Origin of the sequence: Streptococcus sp. Marseille-P7375 (assembly GCF_902460365.1) — a bacterium.
Classification (GTDB): Bacteria; Bacillota; Bacilli; order Lactobacillales; family Streptococcaceae; genus Streptococcus; species Streptococcus cristatus_I.
On the sequence record NZ_CABPTR010000005.1, the window covers coordinates 145,729 to 169,981 of the forward strand.

General features: G+C 44.4%; 16 protein-coding genes, 1 tRNA gene and 1 rRNA gene. 2 read left to right on the forward strand and 16 right to left on the reverse strand.

Going from position 1 to position 24,253, the window contains the following annotated elements; translation table 11 throughout:
• Window positions 1–330 precede the first annotated feature (330 nt).
• From rpoC to pbp1b, 3 genes are all read right to left on the reverse strand, one after another.
• The gene (rpoC, locus tag FZ954_RS10470; protein ID WP_148878329.1) at window positions 331–3,975 is read right to left on the reverse strand and encodes a DNA-directed RNA polymerase subunit beta'; all 3,645 of its coding nucleotides are present in this window, start codon (window positions 3,973–3,975) and stop codon (window positions 331–333) included.
• Window positions 3,976–4,013: 38 nt separating this feature from the next.
• Window positions 4,014–7,586, reverse strand: a complete 3,573-nt coding sequence (gene rpoB / locus FZ954_RS10475; protein ID WP_045498139.1) for a DNA-directed RNA polymerase subunit beta — start codon at window positions 7,584–7,586, stop codon at window positions 4,014–4,016.
• A 416-nt stretch (window positions 7,587–8,002) separates the two neighbouring features.
• Window positions 8,003–10,423, reverse strand: a complete 2,421-nt coding sequence (pbp1b, locus tag FZ954_RS10480) for a penicillin-binding protein PBP1B (protein WP_398587669.1) — start codon at window positions 10,421–10,423, stop codon at window positions 8,003–8,005.
• 196 nt (window positions 10,424–10,619) lie between these two features.
• On the opposite strand from pbp1b, the gene tyrS reads away from it, so the two are divergent.
• The gene (gene tyrS / locus FZ954_RS10485) at window positions 10,620–11,876 is read left to right on the forward strand and encodes a tyrosine--tRNA ligase (protein WP_148878330.1); all 1,257 of its coding nucleotides are present in this window, start codon (window positions 10,620–10,622) and stop codon (window positions 11,874–11,876) included.
• 89 nt (window positions 11,877–11,965) lie between these two features.
• On the opposite strand, the gene FZ954_RS10490 is transcribed toward tyrS, so the two are convergent.
• Window positions 11,966–14,029 (reverse strand): heavy metal translocating P-type ATPase, encoded by a 2,064-nt coding sequence (locus FZ954_RS10490; protein WP_148878331.1) that lies wholly within the window; start codon window positions 14,027–14,029, stop codon window positions 11,966–11,968.
• A 1-nt stretch (window position 14,030) separates the two neighbouring features.
• Complete coding sequence (locus FZ954_RS10495) at window positions 14,031–14,309, reverse strand: DUF6110 family protein (protein WP_000910910.1); 279 nt, start codon at window positions 14,307–14,309, stop codon at window positions 14,031–14,033.
• 151 nt (window positions 14,310–14,460) lie between these two features.
• Between FZ954_RS10495 and FZ954_RS10500 the strand changes: the two genes are divergently transcribed.
• Complete coding sequence (locus FZ954_RS10500; protein ID WP_148878332.1) at window positions 14,461–15,309, forward strand: methyltransferase domain-containing protein; 849 nt, start codon at window positions 14,461–14,463, stop codon at window positions 15,307–15,309.
• 69 nt (window positions 15,310–15,378) lie between these two features.
• On the opposite strand, the gene FZ954_RS10505 is transcribed toward FZ954_RS10500, so the two are convergent.
• From FZ954_RS10505 to rrf, 11 genes are all read right to left on the reverse strand, one after another.
• The gene (locus tag FZ954_RS10505; RefSeq protein ID WP_148878333.1) at window positions 15,379–16,509 is read right to left on the reverse strand and encodes an ABC transporter ATP-binding protein; all 1,131 of its coding nucleotides are present in this window, start codon (window positions 16,507–16,509) and stop codon (window positions 15,379–15,381) included.
• Window positions 16,510–16,707: 198 nt separating this feature from the next.
• A complete protein-coding gene (locus tag FZ954_RS10510; protein ID WP_125383736.1) occupies window positions 16,708–17,271 on the reverse strand; it encodes a DUF6287 domain-containing protein in 564 nt (187 codons plus the stop codon).
• 68 nt (window positions 17,272–17,339) lie between these two features.
• A complete protein-coding gene (locus FZ954_RS10515; RefSeq protein WP_125383737.1) occupies window positions 17,340–17,555 on the reverse strand; it encodes a heavy-metal-associated domain-containing protein in 216 nt (71 codons plus the stop codon).
• A gap of 29 nt (window positions 17,556–17,584) precedes the next feature.
• Window positions 17,585–19,828 (reverse strand): heavy metal translocating P-type ATPase, encoded by a 2,244-nt coding sequence (locus tag FZ954_RS10520; RefSeq protein ID WP_148878334.1) that lies wholly within the window; start codon window positions 19,826–19,828, stop codon window positions 17,585–17,587.
• Window positions 19,828–20,271 (reverse strand): CopY/TcrY family copper transport repressor, encoded by a 444-nt coding sequence (locus FZ954_RS10525; RefSeq protein WP_148878335.1) that lies wholly within the window; start codon window positions 20,269–20,271, stop codon window positions 19,828–19,830. Before FZ954_RS10525 ends, FZ954_RS10520 begins: the two co-directional genes overlap by 1 nt.
• A 146-nt stretch (window positions 20,272–20,417) precedes the next feature.
• Window positions 20,418–21,920 (reverse strand): zinc ABC transporter substrate-binding protein AdcA, encoded by a 1,503-nt coding sequence (locus FZ954_RS10530; protein WP_148878336.1) that lies wholly within the window; start codon window positions 21,918–21,920, stop codon window positions 20,418–20,420.
• Between the two features lie 9 nt (window positions 21,921–21,929).
• A complete protein-coding gene (locus FZ954_RS10535; protein ID WP_148878337.1) occupies window positions 21,930–22,736 on the reverse strand; it encodes a metal ABC transporter permease in 807 nt (268 codons plus the stop codon).
• Complete coding sequence (locus tag FZ954_RS10540) at window positions 22,729–23,439, reverse strand: metal ABC transporter ATP-binding protein (RefSeq protein WP_148878338.1); 711 nt, start codon at window positions 23,437–23,439, stop codon at window positions 22,729–22,731. The genes FZ954_RS10535 and FZ954_RS10540 overlap by 8 nt, the downstream gene beginning before the upstream one ends.
• A complete protein-coding gene (locus FZ954_RS10545; RefSeq protein ID WP_148878339.1) occupies window positions 23,436–23,879 on the reverse strand; it encodes a zinc-dependent MarR family transcriptional regulator in 444 nt (147 codons plus the stop codon). Before FZ954_RS10545 ends, FZ954_RS10540 begins: the two co-directional genes overlap by 4 nt.
• A 168-nt stretch (window positions 23,880–24,047) precedes the next feature.
• Window positions 24,048–24,121, reverse strand: a tRNA-Asn gene (locus FZ954_RS10550).
• Window positions 24,122–24,126: 5 nt separating this feature from the next.
• Window positions 24,127–24,242 (reverse strand): 5S ribosomal RNA (rrf, locus tag FZ954_RS10555).
• Window positions 24,243–24,253 lie beyond the last annotated feature (11 nt).

A 24,253-nucleotide genomic window follows, 5' to 3' on the forward strand; every position in this document is an offset into this window, starting at 1 on the left:
ACGCCATCATGCTCACTAGGAAGCTCCTTCCCTAAGCTTTTGATTCAATCTGGCAGCAAAATAGAGCGCTAAAATTTCAATTTTTATTATACCTTCACCAATGCAGTGCACCTAGCAAAAAGAGGCTGGGACAAAAGTCCTAGCCTCTCAATTGTCTTTGGATTATCGAGCAAGACGCAGTGGTTGAGTGGGCTCTACTACGCTGATTTCATCAGCTTTTACAGCCCTACTCAACTGTGCGGAGGTGGGACGACGAAATCGAATTCTAACGAATTACCGATTTCTGTCCCACTCTCGATAGACTTTTATATTGTAAACTTAAGCAAGCTCTTATGATTCTACGCTTGTTTCAACTTCTTCAGTCTCTGCTGTTTCCACAACTTCGTCAATAATTTCAACTTCATTGATTGCTTGTGGTTCCAAGTTACGGTAACGAGCCATACCAGTACCAGCTGGGATAATCTTACCAATGATAACATTTTCCTTGAGACCGAGCAGGTGATCCTTCTTACCACGGATAGCAGCATCTGTCAGGACACGAGTTGTTTCCTGGAAGGAAGCTGCAGAAAGGAAGCTGTTAGTTTCAAGGGAAGCTTTGGTGATTCCCATGAGGACTGGACGAGCTGTCGCAGGCACTCCGCCTGAGATAACCACATCACGGTTAGCATCTGTAAAGTCAGTGATATCCATGAGAGTTCCCATAAGAAGATCTGTGTCACCTGGATCCATGACGCGCACCTTGCGAATCATTTGGCGAACCATTACTTCGATGTGTTTGTCGCCGATTTCTACCCCTTGGCTGCGGTAAACTTTTTGTACTTCAGCAAGCAGGTAAGTTTCAACAGACAAGACATCACGGACAGCCAGCAAGTGCTTAGGCTGTATAGAACCTTCGGTCAAGGCAGCACCGCGGGAAACTTGGTCACCCACTTCAACCTTCATGCGGGCTGTGAATGGCACCACATATTCACCTTCGCCGGTTGCACCTTTGACAAAGACTTTCTTAGTACGAGTAGATGCATCTTCTTCGATAGCAGTGACTTCACCCTTGACTTCTGTGATGACCGCTTCCCCTTTCGGATTACGGGCTTCAAAGATTTCTTGGACACGAGGAAGACCCTGAGTGATATCGGTATTAGAGGCAACACCACCCGTGTGGAAGGTACGCATTGTAAGCTGTGTACCAGGTTCCCCGATAGATTGGGCAGCGATTGTACCAACTGCTTCACCGACTTCAACCGCATCACCAGTCGCCAAGTTGATACCGTAACAGTGACGGCAGACACCATGACGAGTGTTACATGTAAAGACGGAACGAATCGTCACTTCTTCAACACCAGCATTGACAATCTCACGCGCCTTGTCTTCGGTGATCAATTCATTTGGGCCGATGATAACTGCGCCAGTTTCTGGATGTTTAACCGTCTTCTTAGTGTAACGACCATTGAGACGCTCTTCCAGAGACTCGATCATTTCCTTGCCTTCTGTGATAGAAGTGATGAGAAGTCCACGATCTGTACCACAGTCATCCTCACGGATAATCACATCTTGGGCAACGTCAACCAGACGACGAGTCAAGTAACCTGAGTCGGCTGTCTTGAGGGCCGTATCGGTCATACCTTTACGGGCACCGTGAGTTGAGAAGAACATTTCGAGTACAGACAAACCTTCGCGGAAGTTTGAAAGAATTGGCAATTCCATGATACGTCCGTTCGGAGCCGCCATCAGACCACGCATACCGGCAAGCTGCGAGAAGTTCGAGATATTACCACGGGCTCCAGAGTCCATCATCATAACGATTGGGTTCTTCGGATCTTGGTTAGCAACCAAGCGTTTTTCCAATTTTTCACGGGCAGCACGCCATTCAGCAGTAACTGCATTGTAGCGCTCGTCATCAGTAATCATACCGCGACGGAATTGCTTGGTAATTTGTTCTACACGCTTGTGAGACTCTTCAATGATCTCTGCTTTGTCTTCTACGACTGGAATGTCGGCAATGCCCACTGTCAAACCAGCCAGCGTAGAATGGTGGTAACCTAGGTCTTTCAAGCGGTCCAGCAGGGCAGATGTTTCTGTCGTGCGGAAGCGTTTGAAGATTTCAGCAATGATATTTCCTAGATTTTTCTTCTTGAACGGAATATTCAACTCTAAGGCTTCAATGGCAGACTTGATGTCTTTACCAGGCTCCAAGAAGTATTTAGCTGGAACGCCTTCTGTCAAATTAGCATTCGTTGGCTCTTGCAGGTAAGGTAGCTCTTCTGGCATGATATCATTGAAGAGAATCTTACCTACTGTGGTCATGAGGATCTTGTGTTTTTGATCTTCTGTCCAAGGTTTGTTGAGGCTATCTGTCGCGATACCCACACGAGTGTGCAGGTGGACATAGCCATTACGCAAGGCCATCACGGCTTCATCACGGTCTTTAAAGACCATGCCTTCGCCTTCACGCCCTGCTTCTTCCATAGTCAAGTAGTAGTTACCCAAGACCATATCCTGAGATGGTGTTACAACTGGTTTTCCGTCTTTCGGATTCAAGATGTGCTCAGCAGCCAGCATGAGGATACGAGCTTCAGCCTGCGCTTCTTCAGACAATGGAACGTGGATGGCCATTTGGTCACCGTCAAAGTCGGCATTGTAGGCTTCACAGACCAGTGGGTGCAAGCGAAGAGCTTTACCATCGATCAGAACTGGCTCAAAGGCTTGGATACCCAAACGGTGAAGGGTCGGTGCGCGGTTAAGGAGCACTGGGTGTTCTTTGATAACATCTTCCAAGACATCCCAGATGCGCTCATCGCCACGCTCTACCATGCGCTTAGCAGCTTTCACATTCTGAGCATAGTCACGGGCAACAATTTCCCGCATGACAAACGGCTTGAAGAGCTCGATCGCCATTTCACGTGGCACACCACATTGATACATCTTCAATGTCGGACCAACGGCGATAACGGAACGGCCTGAGAAGTCAACCCGTTTACCCAACAAGTTTTGACGGAAACGTCCTTGTTTACCTTTGAGCATATGGCTCAAAGACTTAAGTGGACGGCTACCTGGTCCAGTGATTGGACGACCACGGCGACCATTGTCAATCAAAGCATCCACCGCTTCTTGCAGCATCCGCTTCTCATTTTGAACGATGATACCTGGTGCATTTAACTCGAGCAAACGAGCCAAACGGTTGTTCCGGTTGATAACGCGGCGGTAGAGGTCGTTCAAGTCAGATGAGGCAAAGCGGCCACCATCCAATTGAAGCATTGGACGTAGATCTGGTGGAATGACTGGCAGGATGTTGAGAATCATCCATTCTGGCTTATTGCCAGAGCGGTAGAAGGCATCCAAAACGTCCAAACGACGAATAGCCTTGATTCGTTTTTGACCAGAAGCTGTTTTCAATTCTTCCTTGAGAGCCGCAATTTCTGTTTCCAAGTCCACTTGTTTCAGCAAGTCTTGGATAGCTTCTGCTCCCATTTTAGCAACGAATGAACCAACACCATATTCACGGAGGCGCTCACGATACTCGCGCTCCGTCATGATAGATTTATGCTCCAGTGGTGTTTCCTTAGGATCAATCACCACATAAGCTGCAAAATAAATGACTTCTTCCAGAGCGCGCGGACTCATATCCAGAGTCAAGCCCATACGGCTTGGGATTCCCTTGAAGTACCAAATGTGAGAAACCGGTGCTTTAAGCTCGATGTGGCCCATACGCTCACGACGAACCTTAGTCCGTGTTACTTCAACACCACAGCGATCACAAATAATCCCTTTGTAACGAATCCGTTTGTATTTACCGCAGGCACACTCCCAATCCTTGGTTGGACCGAAGATCACCTCGTCAAAGAGGCCTTCACGTTCTGGCTTCAAGGTCCGGTAATTGATTGTCTCAGGCTTCTTCACTTCTCCGTAAGACCATGAACGGACCTTACTTGGAGAAGCTAGGGTGATTTGCATACTTTTAAATCGATTTACATCAACCACTATTTCTTACCTTTCTTATTTATCTAATCAGCGACGAATTATTTTTCTTCATTTCCTTCAGCATCAAAAGCTGCTTTAGCTTCTTGAGCCTGTTTTTGACGTGCTTTTTCCAGATCGTCCACATGGATCACATCTTCATCCATATCCTCATCCAAGTCACGCAATTCTACTTCTTGGTCATCTTCGTCAAGGACACGCATGTCAAGACCAAGAGATTGCAATTCTTTCACAAGAACTCGGAAGGATTCTGGCACACCTGGTTTTGGAATTGGTTTCCCTTTGGTAATCGCTTCATAAGCTTTCAAACGTCCGTTGATATCGTCAGACTTGTAAGTCAAGATTTCTTGAAGTACATTTGACGCACCGTAAGCCTCTAGGGCCCAAACTTCCATTTCCCCGAAACGTTGTCCACCAAACTGAGCTTTACCTCCGAGTGGCTGTTGGGTAACGGTTGAGTATGGACCAACTGAACGGGCGTGGAGCTTATCATCAACCATGTGGTGGAGCTTGATCATGTACATGACACCGACAGAAACGCGGTTATCAAATGGCTCACCAGTACGTCCATCATAAAGAATCGTCTTAGCATCGCTATCCATACCAGCTTCACGAACTGTAGACCAGAGATCTTCTGAGCTTGCTCCGTCAAAGACCGGTGTCGCAATGTGGATGCCCAAGTTACGAGCTGCCATACCAAGGTGGAGTTCCATAACCTGACCGATATTCATACGGGATGGCACCCCAAGTGGGTTCAACATGATATCGACTGGAGTTCCGTCTGGCAAGTATGGCATGTCTTCCACGGGAACGATACGGGATACAACCCCTTTGTTCCCGTGACGTCCGGCCATCTTATCTCCGACCTTGATCTTACGTTTTTGAGCGATGTAGACACGCACCAGCATGTTAACACCTGATTGCAACTCATCACCGTTTGCACGAGTAAAGATCTTCACATCGCGAACGACACCATCGGCACCGTGTGGTACACGAAGCGAGGTATCACGTACTTCACGAGACTTATCACCAAAGATAGCGTGCAAGAGGCGTTCTTCAGCTGAAAGGTCTTTCTCACCCTTAGGTGTTACTTTACCGACAAGGATATCGCCTTCTTTAACCTCGGCACCGATGCGGATAATTCCCATTTCGTCAAGGTCTTTAAGGGCATCTTCACCGACGTTCGGAATTTCACGAGTGATTTCTTCAGGCCCAAGCTTTGTATCACGTGTTTCTGATTCGTATTCTTCGAGGTGGACAGATGTATAAACATCATCTTTCACCAAGCGTTCGCTCATGATAACGGCATCCTCGAAGTTGTAACCTTCCCATGTCATGTAGGCAACGATTGGGTTTTGTCCCAGAGCCATTTCTCCATTTTCCATAGAAGGTCCGTCAGCGATAAAGTCGCCTTTTTCAACGACATCGCCAACTTTTACAAGGGTGCGTTGGTTGTAGGCAGTTCCTGAGTTTGAACGACGGAATTTTTGGATGTGGTAAACGTCCAATGAACCGTCTTCACGACGAACTTCTACCTTATCCGCATCTGCGTAAGTAACTTTACCATCATACTGAGCAATGACCGCTGCACCAGAGTCATGAGCTGCTTGGTATTCCATACCAGTACCAACGTAAGGTGCTTTTGGATCAATCAAAGGCACAGCCTGGCGCTGCATGTTGGCACCCATGAGGGCACGGTTGGAGTCGTCGTTTTCCAAGAAAGGAATACATGCTGTCGCTACGGCAACTACCTGCTTAGGCGATACATCCATGTAGTCTACTTGGTCTGATGGGAATTCTTGGTTATTACCTTGGTGGCGTCCCATAACGATAGGTTCAGCAAAGCCACCTTTTTCATTCAGCTTAGAGTTGGCCTGCGCTACGATAAATTCATCTTCCTCGTCAGCTGTCAGCCAAACGATTTCGTTTGTTACCACACCAGCTTCACGGTCTACCTTACGGTAAGGTGTTTGAATAAATCCGTATTTATTAAGATGTCCGTAAGAAGATAAGTTATTGATCAAACCGATGTTTGGCCCTTCAGGCGTTTCAATCGGACACATACGACCATAGTGAGTATAGTGCACGTCCCGCACTTCATAACCAGCGCGGTCACGTGTCAAACCACCAGGTCCTAAGGCAGATAGACGACGCTTGTGAGAAAGCTCAGAAAGCGGATTGTGTTGGTCCATGAACTGAGACAACTGTGAAGAACCAAAGAATTCTTTAATGGCTGCAGTCACTGGACGGATGTTGATGATTTGCTGCGGAGTCAGTACTTCATTATCCTGAACAGACATCCGTTCACGAACATTACGCTCCATCCGAGAAAGTCCGAGACGAACTTGGTTAGCCAAAAGCTCACCAACCGCACGAATACGACGGTTCCCCAAGTGGTCAATATCATCCACACGACCGATACCTTCTGCCAAGTTAAGGAAATAGCTCATTTCAGCCAAGATATCAGCTGGTGTTACAGTCCGAACCTTGTCAGATGGGTTCGCGTTACCAATAATCGTCACAACTCGATCTGGATCGCTTGGTGCGACAACCTTGAACTTCTGCAATTCTACAGGCTCTGTCAAGACAGCTGAGTCGTTTGGAATATAAGTGATCTTGTTCAAACCATTGTCCAGTTGCTCTGCAATGCTGTCAATCACACTGCGGGTCATGACTGTACCAGCTTCGACAAGGATTTCACCAGTTTCAGCATCTACCAGATGCTCTGCCAATGTTTGATTGAGCAGGCGGTTCTTGATGTTGAGTTTCTTGTTAATCTTGTAACGACCAACAGCAGCCAAGTCATAGCGATGTGGATCAAAGAAACGAGCCACAAGCAAACTACGTGAGCTTTCAGCCGTCTTAGGCTCACCTGGACGAAGGCGCTCGTAGATTTCTTTCAGAGCTTCATCCGTACGAGAGTCCATTGGGTTCTTGTGAATATCTTTTTCGATGGTGTTGCGCACCAAGTCGCTGTCACCAAAGATGTCCAAGATCTCATCATCACCTGAGAAACCAAGCGCACGCACCAAAGTAGTAAATGGAATTTTACGCGTCCGGTCAATACGAGTATAGGCGATATCTTTTGAGTCTGTTTCTAGCTCTAACCAAGCTCCGCGGTTAGGAATAACAGTTGAGCCGTAGCCAACTTTACCGTTTTTGTCAACCTTATCGTTGAAGTAAACACCTGGCGAACGCACCAACTGGGATACGATAATCCGCTCACCACCGTTGATGATGAAGGTTCCCATTTCAGTCATAATAGGGAAATCACCAAAGAAGACTTCCTGCGTCTTGATTTCACCAGTTTCCTTGTTAATCAGGCGGAAAGTCACAAAGATTGGTGCTGAGTAGCTAGCATCGTGGATACGAGCTTCTTCCAGCGTATATTTAGGCTCACGGATTTCATAGCCGACAAATTCCAGTTCCATGGTGTCGGTAAAGTTTGAAATAGGAAGTACATCCTCAAAGACTTCTTTCAAACCATGGTCCAAGAAATCTTTAAACGAGTCTGTTTGAATTTCAATCAAGTTTGGTAAATCAAGAACTTCTTTAATTCTTGAAAAACTACGACGGGTCCGATGTTTCCCGTATTGAACGTCATGTCCTGCCAAGTTTCTAACTCCTTTTTTTATAAAGTACAGAGGGAGGGAATCGGAGAGAATTGAGATTTACTGATTATTGAAATAACAACCATCTGCCTCTCATATCACACTCTTCTTCACTCTTACCAAGGGGAGACCCCTTCTACGCCATCGACTCTCGTCAAAACAGCTACAATCAGTCCTTTTTGCTAAGTTTTTAGAATCTTTAAGTTTGCGTTACAAATCCTAGAATTCTGAAAAATAGACACAAAAAGAGCAGCTAAATCTGACTTATAAAAAGTTTGATTTAACTGCTGCAAGCTTTAATCGGACAATATTTCAATTAAAGCACACGACAAATTACTGATACTATTATACCGTATTTATCTAGAAATTGCAAGGCTTTCCTCTTCTTTCTGAAAAGTTGAAAAGTCGTTTTTGATGTCCTAGTTTCCCTGTCGGTTACTGCTAGAATTAGTCCCATTATTGGAATTCGGATTAGAGCTAAAGTTAGAACCAGAATTAGAGGTATAACCACCCAAGATAGCTCCCCAAGCTTTCTGATAATCCGCATCTGATGCGCCGATACCAAAGCGATAGCTCGTCGTTGGAGCGCCATTCTTAGCCCAGTAGCTAGGAACAGTCGGACCGCTTAGATTGATGGAGCGGCCATTGATTGTGACGGTTCCTGGTCTTTCTCCAGTAGACTTGAGAACATCCGACTTGATAACACTCGAATCAAGATTGAATTTCTCTCCGATTCCCCAAGCCTCTGGATCCGCCTCATAAATGGCATTGGCTAGATAGGCCATATAGGCAGCATTATTATTGTAGCCTGTTAGGGCAGCCATAGAAGTATTGTCATCATGACCAATCCAGCCTCCAAGAGTCATCCGAGGAGTAGAAAGCATGAGCCACATATCACCATTGCTGTTGGTTGTACCTGTCTTACCAATCCAGTCTGCACCTGCCAAGGTACCATTGACTTGACCAATCCTTGATTTAAAGGTCGTAGTTGCACCAGAGTTGAGCACACCTCGCATCAAGCTTTGCATAATCGTTGCAGTAGCAGGCGAATACACCTGAACTGGTTTTGCCTTATGCTCATAAACCACTTTGCCGTCTGGAGCTGTGATCTTTTCAATCATATATTTTTCTTGATAAGAACCGTTATTAGCCAAGGTCTGGAAACCGTTGGTATGCTGGGCAACCGAAACCTCGATTCCCCCACCCATTGGTAGACTTTCAATGTCATAGTTGTCAATATGGTAGCCCATTTTTTCCATATAGCCTCGGACATTTACACCCTTCTCACGAAGTGCACGATAGGTCCAATAAGCTGGAATATTCCAAGAAGTATTGAGGGCTTCCTGCAGGTCCATCATGCCTGTCCCGCGACTATCCACGTGCATAATCGGCTCACCGCTAGAGAAGTTCGTCGGATAATTGGAAAGTACGCTCGCGCTTCCCATCAGCCCTTGGTCAATGGCGATCCCATAAGCTAAAATCGGCTTGATAGTCGAACCAGGAGATCTTTCCGTATCAAAAGCATGGTTGTTTTGATTAGAGCTATAGTCTCTACCACCGACAAAACCAATAATGGCTCCTGTTTTATTGTCCTGAAGGACATTTCCAGCCTCGACCATTCCTGTCCCATCATCCAAGAGACCACCGTAGTTGGCAACTGCATTCTGCATTGCCTGATGAATAGAATGATTGATGGTTGTTGTGACCGTATAGCCACCCTCGCTCAGCTCTTTTCGAGCTAACTCTTGATAAGCTTCAACCGTTGCATTATTTTTTAATTCTTGCTGGGATACATTGTCCCGCTGAATCAAATACTGATACATGGCCGTCTGTGCTTCTGAAAAAGCTGTATGGTAGAGGTAACTATGCGAGCTCTTTTGAAGGCTCTCAGTCGGTTTAAAATCTTGCGTCAGATCATAGTCTTTGTACTGCTGATAGTCTGCCTCACTCAGTCGACCTGTACGGTACATATTATACAAAACATTCCGAGCCCGCTCTAGACCTAAAGCCATATCATCTGGACTTTTCATACCGCCATCAGAGGCATAGGGTGAATAAACAATCGGACTCTGAGGCAATCCTGCAATAAACGCAGCCTGCGGAATGGTCAAATCCTTGGCTGATACACCAAAAATCCCTTGAGCTGCTTCTTCCACTCCAGCAATATTTTGTCCCTTATTATTCCGACCAAAAGGTGCCACATTCAGATAAGTCGTCAGAATCTCATCCTTAGACATATAGCGTTCCAAAGCCAAGGCATCAACAATCTCTACTGCCTTCCGCTTGAAAGTCGGAGCATCTCCCACGACCTGCTGCTTGATCAACTGCTGAGTTAAGGTCGAGCCCCCGCTGGATGAACCGACTCCAACTACTGAACCCAAGGTTGCCCGCAGAACAGCCTTGGGCACAACACCATTGTGAGTTTCAAAGTTCTCATCTTCCGTCGCAATGATAGCATTTTTGACATTATCCGAAATCGCATCGCTGGCAACTGGGATCCGCAACAAATCATTATCGATTTCAGAAATCAACTCTCCGTTAGCATAGGTCAGCTTCGAAATCCCAGAAATCTTATTGACCTGACTTACCAGCTCCTCCTGCTTCGGCACGGAGACATCACTAAAAAGGCTAGCGGCATAGCCCAATCCGATTCCAGCCCCCAATACTATTCCAAAAAAGATAAACACAAAAGCGACATTTAAGAGTAGTTTTACTGTCCGGAAAATAACGGAAACAATATCAAGTACCGACCATGTCTCTCCTTTTGGCTTAGACGTCTTAACAGGTGAGGGCCCCCCCTTACCAAACTGTTTTAACTTTTTTATAAATGGTTTCAACATAGATTCTCCTTATCGACTATTATAGCAAACATCAGCAGATTATATCAAGAAAGAGCTAATTCTAGCGCTTTTACAGGAATTATTTTCTGGCTACTCATTGCTATTTGTCGCGTTTGTGATACAATAGAGGGATAAAACAAAAAAATACTTGAGCAAGGGCAAAATCCTTTGCTATCTTAGAAAAGGAGAGACAACTATGCACATTTTTGATGAGCTGCAAGAGCGTGGTTTGATTTTTCAAACGACTGATGAAGAAGCTTTGCGTAAAGCCTTAGAAGAAGGGCAGGTCTCTTATTATACTGGATACGATCCAACAGCGGACAGTCTGCACTTAGGTCACTTGGTAGCTATTTTGACCAGTCGCCGCTTACAGTTAGCTGGTCACAAACCTTACGCCCTCGTCGGTGGTGCAACAGGTTTGATTGGCGACCCATCCTTTAAAGATGCGGAGCGTAGCCTGCAAACCAAGGAAACCGTTGATGGCTGGGTTCAGTCCATCCAAGGCCAACTGTCACGCTTTCTTGACTTTGAAAATGGCGAAAACAAAGCTGTCATGGTCAACAACTACGACTGGTTTGGCAGCATCAGCTTCATTGACTTCCTCCGTGATGTCGGTAAATACTTCACTGTCAACTACATGATGAGCAAGGAGTCTGTTAAAAAACGGATCGAAACTGGAATTTCTTACACAGAGTTTGCCTACCAAATCATGCAAGGGTACGACTTCTACGTCCTTAACCAAGAGCACAACGTAACGCTGCAAATCGGTGGTTCTGACCAGTGGGGAAATATGACAGCTGGTACCGAATTGCTTCGTCGTAAGGCTGACAAGACTGGCCACGTTATCACTGTTCCCCTTATCACTGATGCGACTGGTAAGAAATTTGGTAAATCAGAGGGAAACGCAGTCTGGCTCAATGCTGACAAGACTTCTCCATACGAAATGTACCAATTCTGGATGAACGTCATGGATGCTGACGCTGTTCGCTTCTTGAAGATCTTTACTTTCTTGTCGCTTGATGAGATTGAAGACATCCGCAAACCGTTTGAAGCAGCTCCACACGAACGCTTGGCTCAAAAAATCCTCGCTCGTGAAGTGGTAACTCTTGTCCACGGTGAAGAAGCCTACAAAGAAGCCCTTAACATCACTGAGCAACTCTTTGCTGGAAATATCAAAAGCCTTTCTGTCAAAGAACTCAAACAAGGACTTCGTGGAGTACCAAACTACCAAGTTCAAGCCGACGAAAATCTTAACATCGTGGAAATCCTCGTGTCATCTGGCGTAGTCAACTCAAAACGCCAAGCCCGCGAAGATGTTCAAAACGGAGCAATTTACGTCAACGGCGACCGCATCCAAGACCTTGACTATGTCTTGAGCGACGCAGATAAGTTAGAGAATGAACTTACTGTTATCCGCCGTGGTAAGAAGAAATACTTCGTCCTTACATACTAAAACATTCAAAATTTATCCACACAAACAAAAGGAGTTACTCTTCTCTGAGATAACTCCTTTTTGCTCATAGTAGATTAAAATCTTCTTACTTATCTATTCTTAACAGAAAGACTACGAAGTACAATTCGCAAAGTTGTGAGGTTATGTAAGATAGAAAGATTGGAAGGACTAAGCCAGTTAAATAAACCAAAGCCAATCAAACTACTATTTACGACGACGGTTTCTTGGATATTCTTCTGAATCAGTTTTTGCAAAGACGATGACAGAGAGTCTAATTCTTCAAAAAAATCCAAGCGATTATCTAATAATAATATATCGCTCATTTGCTTAGAAATATCTGCACTTTCATTCATCACAACACCAATATCCGCAAGGGTTAGAGCTGCCGAGTCATTCAGGCCATCTCCGACCATTAAGACAGTATGACCAGATTGCTGTAACTCCTGCACCAATTCAAATTTCCCATCAGGTTTCAAGTCTGTATATACCTGATCAAAGGGCAAATCTTTGACTAATTCCTCTGTCCTAACCGAGGTATCCCCTGTTGCCAGAATCAATTTTTTCCCCTGTGCCTTAAGTTTATCCAAGGCTGTTTTTGCTTCTTTTCTCAAAGGAGTATGAATGCAGAACATTCCAATCAATTCATTCTGATAAGCCAAGAATAAGAGATTGTAGTGACTCTTGTACTCTTCAATTAAAGCATTTTGTTCTGAACTGATATGAATCTGCTCATCCTGCATCAAGACATAATTCCCAATAAGAACTGGTTGGCCATCTATATGAGATTTGATCCCCTTGCTTGCGATATATTGGAGTTTCCCATGCATTTCCTCATGTTCAATCCCCTCTATCTCAGCTTGCTTGACGATGGCATTAGCAATAGGATGATAAATGTGTTCCTCAAGACAGGCACTGATTCTGAGAATATCTTCCTCACTATAGTCCCCAAAAGGTAACACCTTGTCAACTATCGGATAGCTAGTTGTGATTGTTCCCGTCTTATCAAACAAGAAAGTATCAACTTCCAGATATTTCTCCAAAACATCTCCATCCTTAATCACCATTTCACGGTTCAACCCCTCCTTGATAGCTGTCAAATAAGCTACAGGAGTAGAGATTTTCAAAGCGCAGGAGAAATCGACCAATAGGAAAGAAATAGCCTTAGAAAAAGAACCTGTCAATAGGTAAGTCAGCCCAGCCCCCAAGAAATTATATTTGACGACCTTGTCCGCCATTTTGATGAAATAGCGTTGTTTCGTTTTCTTGTTTTCTTCAGATTTCTTCATCAACTCAATCAGTTGTAAAACCCGGCTGTTCATCTGATTATCGGTTACACGAATGCGTAACTCTCCAGTTTCTAATACTGTATTTGCACAAACCAAATCAGACTCTCTTTTTTCAACTGGAAAACTCTCTCCTGTCAAGGAGCTTTCGTTGACCATACCTAAACCTGAAACTACTTGTCCATCAAACAGAATTTCATTTCCTTGAGATAGGACCAAGACATCTCCTATTTGAACATCGGAACTCTTGATACTAACAACCGTATCCCCCTGTACTAGAAATACATCGCTCTCTTTTGCAAGAAGGCTTTGTTCTAAATCTGTTGCAGTTTTTTTCAAGGACCACTGATCTAAATGATTCCCCAAATCAAGCATAAACATGATATTGCTAGCCGTCTTAGATTGGTTCATAAACAAGGACAATAAAATCGCCGAACAGTCCAGGACCTCCATCGTTAGTTCCTTGCGCGCTAGTGTTTGATAAGCTTCTCTAATATAGCCAAAAGCCTGATAACAAGTCCATATATAGCGAATAGGATACGGCACAAAACTACGAAAAAGTATACGCTTAATCGCTGCACCTGAAACAATAGAATAAGCACTCTCTTCTCTACGAATGGGAAGAGTCATCAACTCAGAAACTTTCCCTTTATCAATTCTTTTTAAAAAGGCTTCTGCATTGTCTAATACAGAGAAGCCTTCTTTTATACGTAGAGTAAAGTGCTGTTGATCCATGTAAAACTGGATGGACTCAATCCCCTTTTCATCTCTCGCCAAGGAACGAAGATAGTCTTGAATATCCAAGGTGAGTGAAAAAGAAGATGATAGTCGGATATGTTGGTATCCTCTATGTAGCACTTTAAAAGACATATTATTCCCCTATAAGGCTATCTAATTGCTCTTCTTTTTTCTCTTGCTCGTACAAATATTTGGCATCTTGCAAGACATCGTCTCCATGTTGTTTCACAACAGAAACAGATGCATCTAGCCCGTCTTTCAACTTGTAAGCCTTAGCCAAAGCTTTAGAATAACCTTTTTTAGCTTCCTTACTTGCTAAGATTTTCAAGCCAAGGGTACCAAATGCGACACCACCCAAAAATAGTGAAGATTTTTTCGCAACTTTTGCAACGGTTAATACTTCTTTTAACATACTTATTTCCTCCTTATCATTATTATATAGAAATTTAGATATAAAAGCAATTTCATTTTATAAATTGGAGAATTAGTTTTATTTCTACTGAATCTCCCATCTACTTACTCCTAAAGTTGCTTTCACTTGTCTCTTTTGATACACTTAAACTATGAATACAAACCTCAAACCCAAACTCCAGCGTTTTGCCACAGCGACTGCCTTTGCCTGTCCCATCTGCAAGGAAGAGCTACAGCTGATGGAAAACAGCCTCAAATGCCAACATCGTCATTCTTATGACTTGGCCAAGTTTGGCTATGTCAATCTAGCACCTCAAATCAAACAACCCAAAGACTACGATAAGGCCAGTTTTCAAAATCGGCAGTTGATTTTAGAAGCAGGATTTTACCAAGCTATCTTAGAAGCTATCTCGAACTTACTTGCTAGTTCAGAAACTGCCAAAACAGTCTTGGATATCGGCTGTGGCGAAGGATTTTACTCTCGTAAACTCCAAGAAAGTCATTCTGACAAAACCTTCTACGCCTTTGACATTTCAAAAGACTCGGTCCAAATCGCTGCCAAGAGCGACGGCTCTTTCGCAGTCAATTGGTTCGTCGGTGATTTGGCCAAGCTACCACTACAAGATGCCAGCATGGACATCATTTTAGACATCTTTTCTCCAGCCAATTATCAGGAATTTCGGAGAGTCATGTCTGAGAATGCCCTCCTCATCAAAGTCATTCCCACCGAGCACCATCTTCAAGAAATTCGCCAAAAAGCTGCGACTCAACTCAGTAACAAGGATTACTCTAACCAAGAAGTCATTCAGCATTTCCGAGAGCACTTCGATATAATCTCTGAAATCAATGTTGAGTCTAGCCACTCCTTGACTACCGAAAGTAGAGCCGCTCTTTTAGCGATGACACCACTCCTCTTTCACGTTGAGCAAGACCAGATCGACTGGACTGACCTCACCCAAGTGACCATTGCAGCTACCATTCTTATCGGAAAAGCAAAATAAAGAAAAGATAGTCCGCAGACCAAATGCATTCCGTTTGGCTTGCTGACTATCTTTTTTATAACTCATATTTTAATAAACTGTTTTCTCTGTTTCGAAATCAAAGAAATGCGCCTTGTTTAGATCAAAGCCAAGGTCAATCCCTTCACCTGTTTCTGAGTAGTCACGAGCATCTACACGTGCGATAAACTCGCTGTCACCAACTTGACAGTAAAGGTGAGACTCAGAACCCAAAAGCTCAGAGACAGAAATGGTCGCATGAACCACAGAATCTGGGAAGGTCTCTAGGAAGGCAGGTTCTGTATTGATGTCTTCTGGACGAATACCAAAGATCAACTTCTTACCGTCATAACCCTTCTCACGCAACACCTTCAGTGTTCCTTCTGGCACGGTCAAACGCAAGCCATCGGCAACAATTTGATTTCCCTCAAGTGTCACAGTGATAAAGTTCATGGCTGGGCTGCCAATGAAGCCCGCCACAAACTTGTTGACTGGATTTCTGTAGACTTCCTGTGGACTACCGATTTGTTCTACTCGACCAATGGTTCCAGTTCCAGCAGGGTTCTTGGTTGCTGACATGATAACAATCCGGTCTGCAAGCGTCATCGCTTCTGTCTGGTCGTGGGTAACGTAAATGGTTGTTGCTCCGATACGGCGGTGGATTTTGGCAATCTCAGCACGCATGGACACCCGCAGCTTCGCATCCAAGTTTGACAAAGGCTCGTCCATCAAGAAAACCTTTGCATCACGTACGATAGCACGACCCATAGCAACACGCTGACGTTGACCACCTGACAAGTCCGCTGGCTTACGATCCAAGAATTCTTTCAAACCAAGGATTTCAGCCGCTTCTTGCACCCGCTTGTCAATATCTTCCTTGCTGTACTTGCGCAGTTTGAGCCCGAAAGCCATGTTGTCGTAGACTGTCATGTGTGGGTAGAGGGCATAGTTCTGGAAGACCATGGCGATATCGCGGTCTTTCGGTGCCACATCATTGACCACTTTACCGTCGATTGACGCTGTTCCTTCTGTGATGTCTTCAAGACCTGCAATCATACGCAACGTTGTAGATTTCCCGCATCCTGACGGACCAACGAAAACGATAAATTCCTTGTCCTTAATGTCCAAATTAAAGTCTTCAACAGAATAGTGCTCACTGTTTGGATACTTCTTATAAATATTTTTCAGATTTAATTCAACCATAAGTTCCCCTTTACTTTATGTGAAAATAGTTGCCTTTGAAACCCCTAAAAATTTCAAAGCGCTTTCATAAAAATATTATATCCTTTTTTAATTATTATTTCAAGCATTTATTCAAACGTTTGCACAATTTTTTATCATATTTCAACTAACTACTCTTTTAAAACAAAAAATAGGATAGAAAATTTCTATCCTACACGATTAGTTAGTAACACGATAATAAAATTGACCTTGTTCATCAAAGCTATTCATCCCAACTCCCGTCCACAGACGATCTTGGCTGACATCTGAGCTATCTTGGAAATTTTCTTTATTCGCAAGCTTGACACCTTTTGGAATGAACTCTAGCAAGAAACCACCAGTTTCACCACCGTATACACCGCCAGAAGCAGTGCCATAGTCTGTCAGAGATGCTCCATACAGCTCATAGCTATCAGAAACTAACCCTTTATCATTGAACACCAGCTGATGACCAGCAGCATTCTGCCAGGTCCCTTTTACACTGGAGTAGTCTCCATTGGCCAAGGCCGAAATATCCATTGATTTTTTCTCCTCTTGCGTCTTTTCTGGACTAACTTCTGCTGAACTTTGACTGCTTGTTGCAGAAGAAGACGATTCTGCAACACTCTGACTAGAAGCTACTTGAGAAGATTCCTGAGTAGTACTCGAACTTGTCTGAGTAGAATTAACTGCCTTACTAGAGCAGGCTGCCAAAGTCGATAGAGCTAAGCAACATAATAAAGGATAGACTATTTTCTGCTTCATGGCTTTCTCCTTATCCAATAAATGATTACTAATATTATAGACTTTTTCAGCCTATTTTACAAGTTGGCTCAGCTATCCTGCACCGCTAAGACCTTATAGATGGTTTTGCTCAAAGCCGCCTGATAATCCTCTGCACTCAAGGATCTATCCGCAATAATCTCTGCTGTCTGCTTGTCCAGATCTACTGTCACATCTGACACTCCCTCCATAGATAGGAAGTGCTGGGTAACGTGTTTAACACAGTTTTGACAAGATAAGTTTTCTAATTGAACTGTTTGTTTCATAGATTTATTCCTCCGTATATTCCTTCATTTTAAAATTTAAAGCGTCCTAGACGCAGAGCATTGGCCACAACTGACACTGAGCTTAAGCTCATGGCCAGACCAGCCAACATAGGATTGAGCAAGGGGCCGCCAAAAAGATGCAGCAGACCCATAGCAATCGGGATGCCTAGTGTATTGTAGGCAAAAGCCCAGAAGAGATTTTCTTTGATATTGCGGATGGTCGCCTGGCTGAGCTTGATAGCCTTGACTACATCCTGCAAATCACTATGCATGAGCACTACATCTGCGGACTCAATAGCTACATCAGCGCCTGATCCGATGGCAATTCCAACATCTGCCTGGACCAGAGCTGGTGCATCATTGATACCGTCTCCGACCATGGCTAGTTTTTTGCCAGCTTCCTGCAAGTCCTTGATAGCAGCGGCCTTACCATCTGGCAATACACCTGCGATAACTTTTTGGATGCCAGCTTTCTGGGCAATAGCTGTCGCTGTTTCCTCACGATCTCCTGTCAGCATGATGACTTCTAGTCCCATAGACTGGAGCTCCTGCACAGCCGACAGACTGCTGGATTTCATCTCATCTGCTACCGCTAAAATACCTACCAGCTGTCCATCTATTGCGACAAACATGGCTGTCTTCCCTTCTTGGGATAGCTCTAACAACTGTTCTTGAAAGGCACTGCTGTCAATGTTCTTTTCTTTCATCAGAGACTCATTACCGACCAGAAGATGCTTACCTTCAACCTGAGCAGCCAATCCTCGTCCAACTATAGCCTCAAAATGACTGACAGGCAGCAAGTCAAGTCCCTCCTCTTTAGCAGCTTCTAAGATAGCCTGAGCCAAAGGATGTTCAGAATGCTGCTCAGCACTGGCTATTAGCCGCAACAAGTCAGAGCGATTAAAAGCACTCAAAGGTAACAAATCCGTCAGGCTGGGCTTACCAACCGTAATCGTCCCCGTCTTATCAAGAACAATAGTATCCAGCTGATAAGCCGCTTCCAAAGCTTGACCAGACTTAATCAGAATACCATTTTCAGCCCCTTTACCAGTCCCAACCATGATGGCTGTCGGAGTAGCTAACCCCAGCGCACAAGGGCAGGCAATGACCAGAACTGCGATAAAGATTGACAGAGAAAAGCTAAGACTCTCACTAGCTAGAAAATACCAGCCCAGCGCGGACAAAGTAGCCAAGCTCAGCACGATTGGGACAAAATAAAGCGAAATCTTATCGGCCAAAGCCGCTATCGGTGCCTTAGACCCCTGCGCTTCCTCCACCAATCTAACAATCTGAGCTAAGGTCGTATCTGAACCCACCCTAGTTGCTTGGTAGTCAATACTACCATTTTGATTGATTGTGGCACTGGTAATAGTGTCACCGACCTTTTTTTCAATCGGGACACTTTCACCTGTCATCATGGACTCATCCACAAAGGTCTGCCCCTCCGTCACAAGGCCGTCTACAGGCATACGCTCTCCTGGCTTGATACGGATAATATCTCCAACTCGGATATCCTCTGTATCAATGGTCACAGCCTCTCCATAGCGAATCACTGTCGCCTGACTAGGCACTAGCTCAAGTAGAGACTGAATCGCCTGAGACGTTCTCCCCTTGGCTGAACTTTCCAGATATTTGCCTAGAAGAACCAAGGCAATAATCACTGCAACAGACTCAAAATAGAGCTGATGGACAAAGGGATGATGACCTAGAAAAACCTGACTGACCGAGTAGAGGCTATAAAGAAATGCTGCACTGGTTCCCACCGCAATCAAACTATCCATATTAGGATGTCGCTTGATAAGATTGCGAAATCCTCTCTGATAAAAGCCACGACCGATCCACACAGCAGGCAGAGTCAAAAGCAGTTGTGAAAGAACGAAGACCAAGGGATGCGCCATATGGTCCAAGAAGCTAGGCAGCGGAAGACCGACCATACTACCCATCGAGATATAAAGCAAGGGCAGAGCCGTGACCAAAAGAATTAGTAATTCTTGCTTTTTCCTTTCCAATTCCTTCGCTTTCGTTGCAGCCTCTTCGCTTGCATGGGACGGTCGGTCTTTTCCTTTTTCTTCCGCCTGATAACCAGCCTCAGCTATCGCATCCAGCACTTGCTGGCTGTCAAATCCCGCCTTAGGAAGCAAACTGAGACGTTCTGTCGCCAGATTGACACTGACATCCTCGACCGTTTCCAAGTCCTTGACCGCCATCTCCACTGTCATAGCACAAGATGCACAGGTCATGCCTGAGAGCTTGTATTCTTTCTTCTCACTCATCAATGTGTCTCCTTTCTGTGCCCGCAACGACACTGGCCTTGAGGGCAGTGGCATTTAATTTCCAGCGGAGCCGAAGCTCTTTTCTTATCGATGACTTGGCTGAGCCGCTCCAAGTCCCTTTGACTGAACTGACTTCTCTCAATCATTGAAATCAAAAGATCTCCGTGTTTAGTGTTACATATATTATCAAAAAGCGACTGCCAAGTGCTTTCCAGATGCTCCGCTTCTAAAATCCGGGCATCGTAGTAAAACTTACCCTCAATTTTTTCCATGGCAATAAATTCTTTGGTCTTCAGACGATTCAAAAGGGTCTTGATGGTTGCCGGTTTCCAGGAAAAATCAGCTTCCAACCGCGCTATAATCTCTGTACTGCGACTGTGTGGATAGGCCCACAGCACACGCATCACTTGCCATTCTGCTTGGCTCATATTTTGCTGTTCCATTGTCTAACACTTCCTTAACATTTACATTTGTAATTCGATTCTTTATTAGTTTACAATTGTAATCGTAATTTGTCAAGTATTTTTATCGTTATTTCCTGATATACAAAAAAGAAGGCGGGATAATCCCGTCTTCTTGCTTTATTCTATTAGTGTGCCAACATCTCTTGGGCGATTTCTTGACCTGTCAACTTACTTGGATAGTAGGTTGGCCAGTTTTCCAGCTCATTAAAGAGCGCTTCCTGGCTCTCACCACCATAGAAGATATGGAAGTGAGCTGCCTTGGTCGGTGCAATGTTGTGGTCGCTAAACTGAACATATTTGTACTGGCCAGCATCCGCATCTGTCGCTTCAAACATAAAGCGAACTCCACGATTTCCCTTAGAGTAGGTCAGAGTGTGCTTACCAACGTATTTATACGTATATTTCTTAGATTTTCCATCTACCACAAATTCCATGGTCTTGTCTGTGATATTGATATTGGAAACATCCGTCTTGTAGCCCTTGTCATAGTAGTCCTTGTATTCAGCTGCCGTCATTTTCCCAGTCAGCTTAGCCTTGTAGTCAAAGACTTGATCTAGGGTACCGTCCTTCAGATATGGGTAAACAGACTGCCACTCGCCTGCATAGTCAGACAAGGTTCGATCCTTGACGGCACTGTCTTCAAAGTAGCCATTTTGAACTGTCTTAGTATTCTCTTCTTTCTCAGCCGCAATCTCTGCTCCCTCTTGGTCCGTTGTTTTCTTAAGAGCCTTTAGATTGGCCTGCATGATAGAAACATAGTCTGCTCCGTCCTTGGTCTGCTCTTCGGTCAAGCTTTCCAGCGGATTCAGGACATCAAGCTCTACCCCTGTTTCCTTAGCTAATGTAGAAGCCAAAGCCTGGGAAGCATTCTCTTCAAAGTAAATATACTTGATTTTATTTTTCTTAATATACTCGGTCAATTCAGCCAAGCGTGAAGCGGATGGTTCACTGTCTGGTGAAAGTCCAGAAATTGGTACCTGTTTCAAGCCATAGTCCAATGCCAGATAGTTAAAGGCTGCGTGCTGAGTGACAAAGCTCTTTTGCTTGGCATTGGCTAAACCATCTTCAAACTCCTTATCCAAGGCTTCCAGCTTCTTGATATAAGCCGCTGCGTTTTTCTCAAAAGCAGCTTTCTTGTCAGGATAGGCCTTGCTCAGACTATCTCGGATGTGCTCCACCATTTTAATAGCGCGCTTCGGAGACAGCCAAACGTGGGGATCGTACTCATGATGATGCCCCTCTTCACCATGGTCGTGGTCTTCTTCCTCTTCACCACCAGGCAGCAAAAGCATATTTCCAGTCGCTTTGATAACCTTTTCTTCCTTATTTTTCAAGTTTTTTAGCAAATCAGGAACCCAAGTCTCCATATTTTCATTTTCATAGACAAAGGCATCGGCATCCTGAATCGTCGCAACTGCCTTAGCTGAAGGCTCATAATCATGCGGCTCTGTACCAGCCCCGATTAGAAGTTCAACATTAGCCTCGTCTCCAGCCACCTGCTTGGTAAACTCATAAACCGGATAAAAAGTCGTGACAATATTGAGCTTGCCATCTGCATTTTTTTGATTGGAACAAGCTACTAAGAAAATACTCAGTAAACCTGCTAATAGTAAACTAATTTTTTTCATTTTCTGCTCCTATTTCATAAATTTTTTGACCAGATTGACCAGCAAGAACAAGCTGACGAAGATAATCGTAATGCTGGCGCTTGCTGGCGTCTCTGCATAGTAAGAAATATAAAGTCCGGCAATCATACCAAAGAAGCCGATGACGTTTGCCAGTAAAATAACCGACTTGAAATTTTTCCCAATCCGCAGGGCAATACTGGCCGGCAGGACCATAATGGTCGAGACCAGCAAGGCTCCCGCAGCTGGAATCATGAGGGCAATCGCAACACCCGTCACAATATTAAAGAGAATAGACATGGTCCGCACAGGCAGCCCATCCACAAAGGCCGTATCCTCGTCAAAGGTCAAGATGTACATAGGCCGAATGAAGAGGAAAGTCAAGACAAGCACCACAGCAGCAATGACAAAGAGAGAAATCACCTGCTCCCTACTGATAGTCACAATGGAGCCAAATAGATACTGATCCAAACTCATCGAGCTTGAACTCTTACCCTTACTCATAACAATCAAGGAAACCGCTAATCCCGTTGACATGAGAATAGCTGTACCGATTTCCATGAAATTCTTATAAATAGTCCGCAGATACTCTAAGAAGACTGCTGCGATTATAACTACCACTACTGTTGTGAAGGTCGGTGACAAACCTAGAACCAAACCAAAGGCAACGCCTGCCAGAGAAACGTGACTGAGCGTGTCACTCATGAGGCTCTGACGACGTAAAATAAGGAAAGTACCTAAAATCGGTGAGAAGAGGCTCATGGCAATAACTGCTAAAAAGGCTCGCTGCATAAAATCATAGGAAAATAGATTAAACATGACTCACCTCCTGTCCGCTGTCACTTTCATGCACATTGAAGCAGCGCCAAGGTGAGTCCTGATTCCGAACTAAATGAATGTTGCGATCAGCATATTTGCGAACTTCCTCCGGATCGTGTGTAATCATCAAGACCGCTTTCCCATGCTTGTGAGCACTATGATGCATAAGCTTGTAAAATTCATCCTTGCTGCCTGCATCCATACCTGTTGTCGGCTCATCTAGGACAAAAATATCCGGATCCGAAGCAAACATCCGAGCAATCACAGCCCGCTGCTTTTGCCCGCCAGAAAGAGAACCGATCCGCTTGTCCCGATGTTCCCACATTCCAACCGACTCCAAACTGGCCTTGATATGTTCCTCATCATGTTCATTTAAACGTCGAAACCAACCCTTGCGCGGATAGCGGCCAGACTTAACAAACTCATACACCGTACTAGGAAAACCTGCATTAAAACTAGCAATCTGCTGAGGAAGATAAGCAATTCTCAATTTCTTGCCCTTCTCATTGGTCTTGGAAATCTTGACCTCGCCATGCTTAGGCTGCAGAATCCCCAGACTAGCCTTGACAAGTGTCGTCTTAGCAGCCCCATTCTCCCCTGTCAAGGTTACAAACTCGCCACTATCCAAAAAGTAATGAATATGCTCCAACACAGGTTCCTTGTCATAGTAAAAGGACAGATTTTCCACTGTGATATATCTCATTTCCCAATTTCTCCAATCAAACCATCCAAAAATCTCATAATCACTTCTTGCTCATCAGAAGAAAATTGCTCTGCCAATCTCTGGTAAGTCTCCAAAGTATGAACATGATGATGTTGATGTTCTTCCGCAATCGGTCGTGCCAAATCAGTCAATCGATAAAAAGTCACACGAGCATCCTTCTTATCCTTGAATGTTTCCAACATCTTTTGCTCCACCAAAGCCTTAACAGCTTTAGTTACAGCAGCCTGGCTAACATTCAGCCTTTTAGCTAGATCAGAATTCGTCAAAGACTCCTGAGACAAGAGCATTAAAATATGTTCCTGCGTGTTCGTTAGCCGCACATCGCTCGTACAAGAGCCTACCAAGATTTCATGTTGATTCTCAGCTGTCAATATAACCTCATTCAAAAAATGATTAATTTTTTCTGCTAAATGCCCCATTCTTCGCTCCCTTTCTTAACTGGTTGAAACTTTACCGGTTAATTATACCACAAAAAAGAAAAGAGTCAAGCTCCAACTATAGTAACACTCTGATTCCAAAACAATGCAAAAGCATCGATAGAGAGAAAGAAAAAAGAGCTAACTGCTCTTTTCTCATATGCTCATGTACTCCGCCAGTAGGACTCGAACCTACGACATCATGATTAACAGTCATGCGCTACTACCAACTGAGCTATGGCGGATAATAGCTAAGCGACTACCATATCTCACAGGGGGCAACCCCCAACTACTTCCGGCGTTCTAGGGCTTAACTTCTGTGTTCGGCATGGGTACAGGTGTATCTCCTAGGCTATCGTCACTTAACTAGCTGAATT

Bases quoted from the DNA above. Each gene is read 5' to 3' on its own strand.
- pbp1b (WP_398587669.1), bottom strand. From the start codon at position 10,423: ATGTTGAAACCATTTATAAAAAAGTTAAAACAGTTTGGTAAGGGGGGG.
- tyrS (WP_148878330.1), top strand. From the start codon at position 10,620: ATGCACATTTTTGATGAGCTGCAAGAGCGTGGTTTGATTTTTCAAACG.
- FZ954_RS10490 (WP_148878331.1), bottom strand. From the start codon at position 14,029: ATGTCTTTTAAAGTGCTACATAGAGGATACCAACATATCCGACTATCA.
- FZ954_RS10495 (WP_000910910.1), bottom strand. From the start codon at position 14,309: ATGTTAAAAGAAGTATTAACCGTTGCAAAAGTTGCGAAAAAATCTTCA.
- FZ954_RS10500 (WP_148878332.1), top strand. From the start codon at position 14,461: ATGAATACAAACCTCAAACCCAAACTCCAGCGTTTTGCCACAGCGACT.
- FZ954_RS10505 (WP_148878333.1), bottom strand. From the start codon at position 16,509: ATGGTTGAATTAAATCTGAAAAATATTTATAAGAAGTATCCAAACAGT.
- FZ954_RS10510 (WP_125383736.1), bottom strand. From the start codon at position 17,271: ATGAAGCAGAAAATAGTCTATCCTTTATTATGTTGCTTAGCTCTATCG.
- FZ954_RS10515 (WP_125383737.1), bottom strand. From the start codon at position 17,555: ATGAAACAAACAGTTCAATTAGAAAACTTATCTTGTCAAAACTGTGTT.
- FZ954_RS10520 (WP_148878334.1), bottom strand. From the start codon at position 19,828: ATGAGTGAGAAGAAAGAATACAAGCTCTCAGGCATGACCTGTGCATCT.
- FZ954_RS10525 (WP_148878335.1), bottom strand. From the start codon at position 20,271: ATGGAACAGCAAAATATGAGCCAAGCAGAATGGCAAGTGATGCGTGTG.
- FZ954_RS10530 (WP_148878336.1), bottom strand. From the start codon at position 21,920: ATGAAAAAAATTAGTTTACTATTAGCAGGTTTACTGAGTATTTTCTTA.
- FZ954_RS10535 (WP_148878337.1), bottom strand. From the start codon at position 22,736: ATGTTTAATCTATTTTCCTATGATTTTATGCAGCGAGCCTTTTTAGCA.
- FZ954_RS10540 (WP_148878338.1), bottom strand. From the start codon at position 23,439: ATGAGATATATCACAGTGGAAAATCTGTCCTTTTACTATGACAAGGAA.
- FZ954_RS10545 (WP_148878339.1), bottom strand. From the start codon at position 23,879: ATGGGGCATTTAGCAGAAAAAATTAATCATTTTTTGAATGAGGTTATA.